At 62.5% G+C, this 4,898-nt stretch carries 4 protein-coding genes and 1 tRNA gene; 4 read left to right on the top strand and 1 reads right to left on the bottom strand.

Annotation, left to right across the window (positions count from 1 at the left end; all coding sequences use genetic code 11):
• The 4 genes from ACWELQ_RS38055 to ACWELQ_RS38040 all read left to right on the top strand — a co-directional run.
• The coding region (locus ACWELQ_RS38055; protein ID WP_452401863.1) for a hypothetical protein at nucleotides 1–328 on the top strand (328 nt) is incomplete at its 5' end.
• Between the two features lie 48 nt (nucleotides 329–376).
• A complete protein-coding gene (locus ACWELQ_RS38050) occupies nucleotides 377–1,648 on the top strand; it encodes an ATP-binding protein (RefSeq protein ID WP_452401862.1) in 1,272 nt (423 codons plus the stop codon).
• Nucleotides 1,649–1,906: 258 nt separating this feature from the next.
• A complete protein-coding gene (locus ACWELQ_RS38045) occupies nucleotides 1,907–2,860 on the top strand; it encodes a hypothetical protein (RefSeq protein ID WP_452401861.1) in 954 nt (317 codons plus the stop codon).
• Between the two features lie 780 nt (nucleotides 2,861–3,640).
• Nucleotides 3,641–4,636 (top strand): ATP-binding protein, encoded by a 996-nt coding sequence (locus tag ACWELQ_RS38040; RefSeq protein WP_452401860.1) that lies wholly within the window; start codon nucleotides 3,641–3,643, stop codon nucleotides 4,634–4,636.
• 75 nt (nucleotides 4,637–4,711) lie between these two features.
• Here ACWELQ_RS38040 and ACWELQ_RS38035 read toward each other — a convergent pair.
• Nucleotides 4,712–4,784 (bottom strand) — tRNA-Ala (locus ACWELQ_RS38035).
• Between the last annotated feature and the right edge of the window lie 114 nt (nucleotides 4,785–4,898).

Here is a 4,898-nt window from a genome sequence, read left to right as displayed (position 1 = left end):
GAACATGCGAACCCACGGTGGTGTGGTGCTTCTTGACCCCGTCGTAATTGACGAAAACGCTGGACGCTCCGACAATAGCACCATGGGTGCGCCTGACGGACCAGCATACGAACCGGGCGGTGCCGGTCGACGGGCCGGACGTCCTGATCCGCGGTGGGCTAACGACAAACGCGGCGGCCAATCCATCAGGTGTGTCGCGACGAATCAACCATGTATCGAGCGGCAAATCAACCGGCATGTCTGCGGCAAATCAACCAACACCGGTGCGGCAGATCAACCAGCCATGCAGCGGCAAATCAATCACGTACCGATGGAAAAATGGCTATGATCAGGCGTGAAGCACGCCACGGTCGATGATCCACGATGAATGGAGCGAATGGCCATGCAGACCCGACGCGGACCAGTCATTCCTCGACGTGCCGAAACGGCGGTTACCGAAGCGCTGGCTGATACGCGCGTCGTCCTCATCAATGGCGCGAGGCAGTGCGGCAAGAGCACCCTCGTTCACGTCGTGTCGAAGGGACGCGACGCCGAGTGGCGCGACCTCGACGTCACCCTGACCAGGCAGGCCGCGCTCAACGACCCGGACGGGTTCGTCGACTCGCCGAACCTGATGGTGGTGGACGAGATTCAGCGAGCACCCGACCTGTTGTTGGCGATCAAGGCGCAAGTGGACGCCGACGGCCGTCCAGGCCGGTACCTGCTGACCGGCTCCGCGCGCATACGCGGACTGCGGGCACTGCCGGACACCCTGGTCGGTCGCATGGAGACCATCGAGCTGTGGCCCTTTTCCCAAGGCGAGATCGACGGCACGCCTGATGCCTTCATCGACGCGGTCTTCACCCATCGGGACAAGTTGCGCCACGTCACTACCGTGCCGCGAGCGGCATACGCCGAGCGGATCGTCCGCGGTGGATTCCCGGAAGCCATTGCACGAAGTACTGACAAGCGGCGCAAGGCCTTCTTGGATTCCTATGTCGGCGACCTGATCTCGCGTGACATCCGCCAGCTCTCGGAGATCGAGCGCACCTCCGAGATGCGTGCACTCCTCCAACTGGTCGCCGCTCGCTCAGGTCAACTGCTCGCGAACACCTCGCTCAGCAGCGACCTCACACTCGGCGCCTCCACAGTGAAGCGCTACCTGACGCTGCTCGAAGAGGTCTACCTCATCAAACGCATCCCGGCATGGTCCAGAAATCTGAGCAACCGCGCGACGATGACCCCGAAGGTCGCATTCGTCGACTCCGGTATCGCAGCGAATCTTGTCGGTGCCGACGAGCGGAACATGTTGCGCCCCAACGGTCGATTCGGTCCGCTGCTGGAGGGGTTCGTACTCATGGAGCTCGCACGCCAGCGCACTTGGTCCGCTGAGGACGTCGAGATGTACCACTACCGCACCAGAGACGGGGTCGAAGTCGACGCCGTACTCGAGAACCGACGCGGCGAAGTAGTTGGCATTGAAGTCAAGGCCGCCTCCACAGTGGGCCCGGACGATTTCCGCCACCTCCGCCACCTCGCTGAACGTCTCGGCGACGACTTCCTCGCCGGCATCGTGCTCCACACCGGCCAACAAACACTTCCCTTCGGTCCAAAGATGCTCGCCATGCCGGTCAGCGCCCTCTGGGAAGTTCCGAGCCCCGAGCACTGATGCGAAGCTATTCGAACCAAGTTCCAAAGGTCCAGGTGCGGACGTCGTCTCAGGTGGAGTAGGCCGTTGTCTGCCTGGTTCTGTATCATCGCTGGTGGCCTTTGGCCCTCGGTAGGCAATAGCCGAGGTCGCCGCGTACCTTCCAGGCGGGTTCGTGGGACGTGAGCATGCGGGACATGCGATTTGCACCCCTTCGGCGTTGCCGTCAGCACGGCTGACGCGTCGTATGGCTGGGCCTGGACAGCTGGGAGACGCGCCATGTCGAAACGCTCTGGAGTTCGCAAGCCCGGCCAAATCCGCGCCGCCAACACCGATGAGCCAAAGTGGTTCGCGGAGAGGGCAATTCGAAACGTTGATCGAGGTGGCTCCGAAAAGAACTATGACCTCGGGTTTGACAGATGCCCTGCTGCTCAACGTCGTTTCCGGGCGATCATGGCGCTGTTCCTACTCAATACCGATGAGCCCCCGCTCGACGTTGTTGAAAGTCCCGCTCACAAGCTGGTCAGGCGCCAGAGTATCTCGCGCCTTCTGTGTTACACGATGACCTTTTCGCCGCAGTATGACGAGTTCATGATCTTGTCGGATATGCCGGATCACATCATCCAATCGGTCCGGATGCCGGGATTGCGGCGGAATTGTGTTGGTGACAACCAAGACTCGCTGTTATTGACACATGCGCCCACAGGAGCCCATGTTCGCTTCGTTCCGTGGGAGCAGTTTCACCCGTCTCACAGGCGAGATCTGAAGGTCTATCCTCTGCATTTCAACGATCTGCCAGCTGAAGCATCGCTGACAGAAAAGGAACAAGCAGCACTTGATGCGGTGCCTGAAATGCACCCGGACAGCGAACGGCTCCTCGCTGGTCTGGTTGCCAGGCTATGGGCCTCCAGTCAGCGTGAGGGGTGGACTGTTTCGGGTTTGACGTGGGATGCGTTGGGGCGCATGTTCGAATCCCCTAGTGCCGGGCCCGACTTCCATTTCCGATATCTGTGGGGATCGGGAACCGAGTGGATTCTCAGATGGGGAGGCCTGGCCTCGGTGCCGGCTGCCGACGTGGCACAGGCTCTCACGCATCGGAATATCGGCATCGAGGGGGCACACGTGGTTCACCACGGGTCGAACCGCTCGGAGGTGCGACTCGGCGACGCAGCGCTGGTCCTGGAGTGCAACTCGGCCAGGCGTGACGCTGCCAGGCATGGCGGTCGTCGATGAACCGTCGAAAGAACCTGTCGGACAACCACTCACACGTGAGTGATCCGTGCCGCCCAGCCAAAACCAAGCTGTCATCGATCGATGTTCGCCGCGCTAGTGCTGAGCCGAGGTCTTGGCTCGGACTACTCGACAACGTGTTGGTCGACCCATTCAGGTTCCGCCGAGCTGCCCTGCTGATCACGCTCCTGGGTACGCTCCTGCTCGGGTTAATGGTCGTAGCCGGTCCATCGGTCGGGACCGCGGTGGTGGGAGCGATCGGTTCTGTGGCCGCCTCCCGGTGCATCTTTCGTGACCATCGGACCCGAACATCACCCGGTAATAGTGGAGAGCAGTAGCGGTCGGCCGCCTGTATCGGGCGTGACGGCGATGAGTGCGTTCTGCAACGGAGTCGATCTGGATACCTTCACCGTCCAGGTGCAGCCCGGCCCGACCAGTTCCATGTAGCCCGGAAAGAACAATCGCCAACAACAATCGCCCGTGGTCTCTGTCGAGATCACGGGTGATCAGTGGTGGTGGACCTGATGGACCAGCATACGAACCGGGCGGTGCTGATCGACGGGCCGGACATCGCGATCCGGGCGGTGGGTTCCCGGCCGGGGCCGGTTGCCGGTGCCCGATGATCGCGACCGCTCCCCGGGTCCGATCGCAACGAATCACCTGTGGACCAACCGCCGACTCAATGACAACGCTCCAGCGAAGCAGCGGCTCCAGCATCGGCAAAAAGCGCACAACCATAGCGGCAGATCGCGCACACATGCTCCGGCAGACCGCGCACAGATTGTGCGGCTGCTGCTGGCGATCAAGGAGACCGTCGACGCCGATGGGCGCCCCGGCCGGTTCCTACTGACCGGTTCAGCGCACGTCATGGCGCTCCGCAGTGTTCCGGACGCCCTTCCCGGACGCATGGAGACAATCGAGCTCTGGCCGCTCTCCCAGGGCGAAATCGACGGAGCGCCCGACAGATTCATCGATTGCGCCTTCGAGCGCGGACCCCAGCTACGGCACGATGGGACCGAGAATCGCGATGACTACATCGAACGGATCGCACGCGGCGGCTTCCCCGAAGCCGTTGCACGAGAGGGCAAACGACGTTCCCGATTCTTCTCCTCCTACGTCGCCGACCTGATCAACCGAGACGTCATGCAACTGTCCGAGATCGAACGTTCCGCGGAGATGTTCACCCTGGCCAACCTCGTCGCGGCCAGATCCGGTCAACTTCTGGTGCCCGGCGCCCTCGGCAATGAACTCGGCCTGCCCAAAGACACCGTCGCCCGCTATCTTCGCCTCCTGGAAGAGGTTTTCCTGATCAAGCGCATCCCCGCTTGGTCACGAAACCTGACCACCCGGGCCGTCGCGACCTCCAAGGTGTTCATGGTCGATTCCGGAATCGCCACGTACTTGTGCGGTGCCGACCCACGCGCACTGCGGGCCGTGAACGGCCCGCTCGGGTCACTTCTGGAGGGCTTCGTAGCCGCCGAACTCGCCCGTCAGCTCACCTGGTCCGACCAGGAGGCCCGCATGTTCCACTACCGCACCCGTGACAACGTCGAGGTCGACATCATCCTCGAGAACAATCGACGCGAGGTGATCGCGATCGAGGTGAAAGCCGCCGCCACCGTCAAGGGCGAGGACTTCCGCGGCCTCCGCCACCTCGCAGACCGCCTGGGCGACGACCTCCTCGCCGGATACGTGCTCTACACCGGCACCGAAACCCTCCCCTTCGGACCGAAATTCCGCGCCCTGCCGGTCAGCACCCTGTGGAACGCACGCCCATGACCACCTCGAACGGTTCGTGTGCTGCCACGAAAACAGCAGGGCCGCAGGCTGTTGACCTGCGGCCCTACTATTCGGTGGAGCTAAGGGGACTCGAACCCCTGACCCCCACACTGCCAGTGTGGTGCGCTACCAGCTGCGCCATAGCCCCGGATGTTGCCGTTGGTTTTCCAAGGCGACTGGGAGAAGGTACACCATGGGGCCCGGGTGGGGGCAAATCGGCTGGTAGAGGGGGTGGGTGAAAGGGGGTGGGGGGTGGGGATTT

It is taken from the genome of Nocardia sp. NPDC004722 (assembly GCF_053601505.1).
This window is presented reverse-complemented; position numbering and strand designations above follow the sequence as displayed.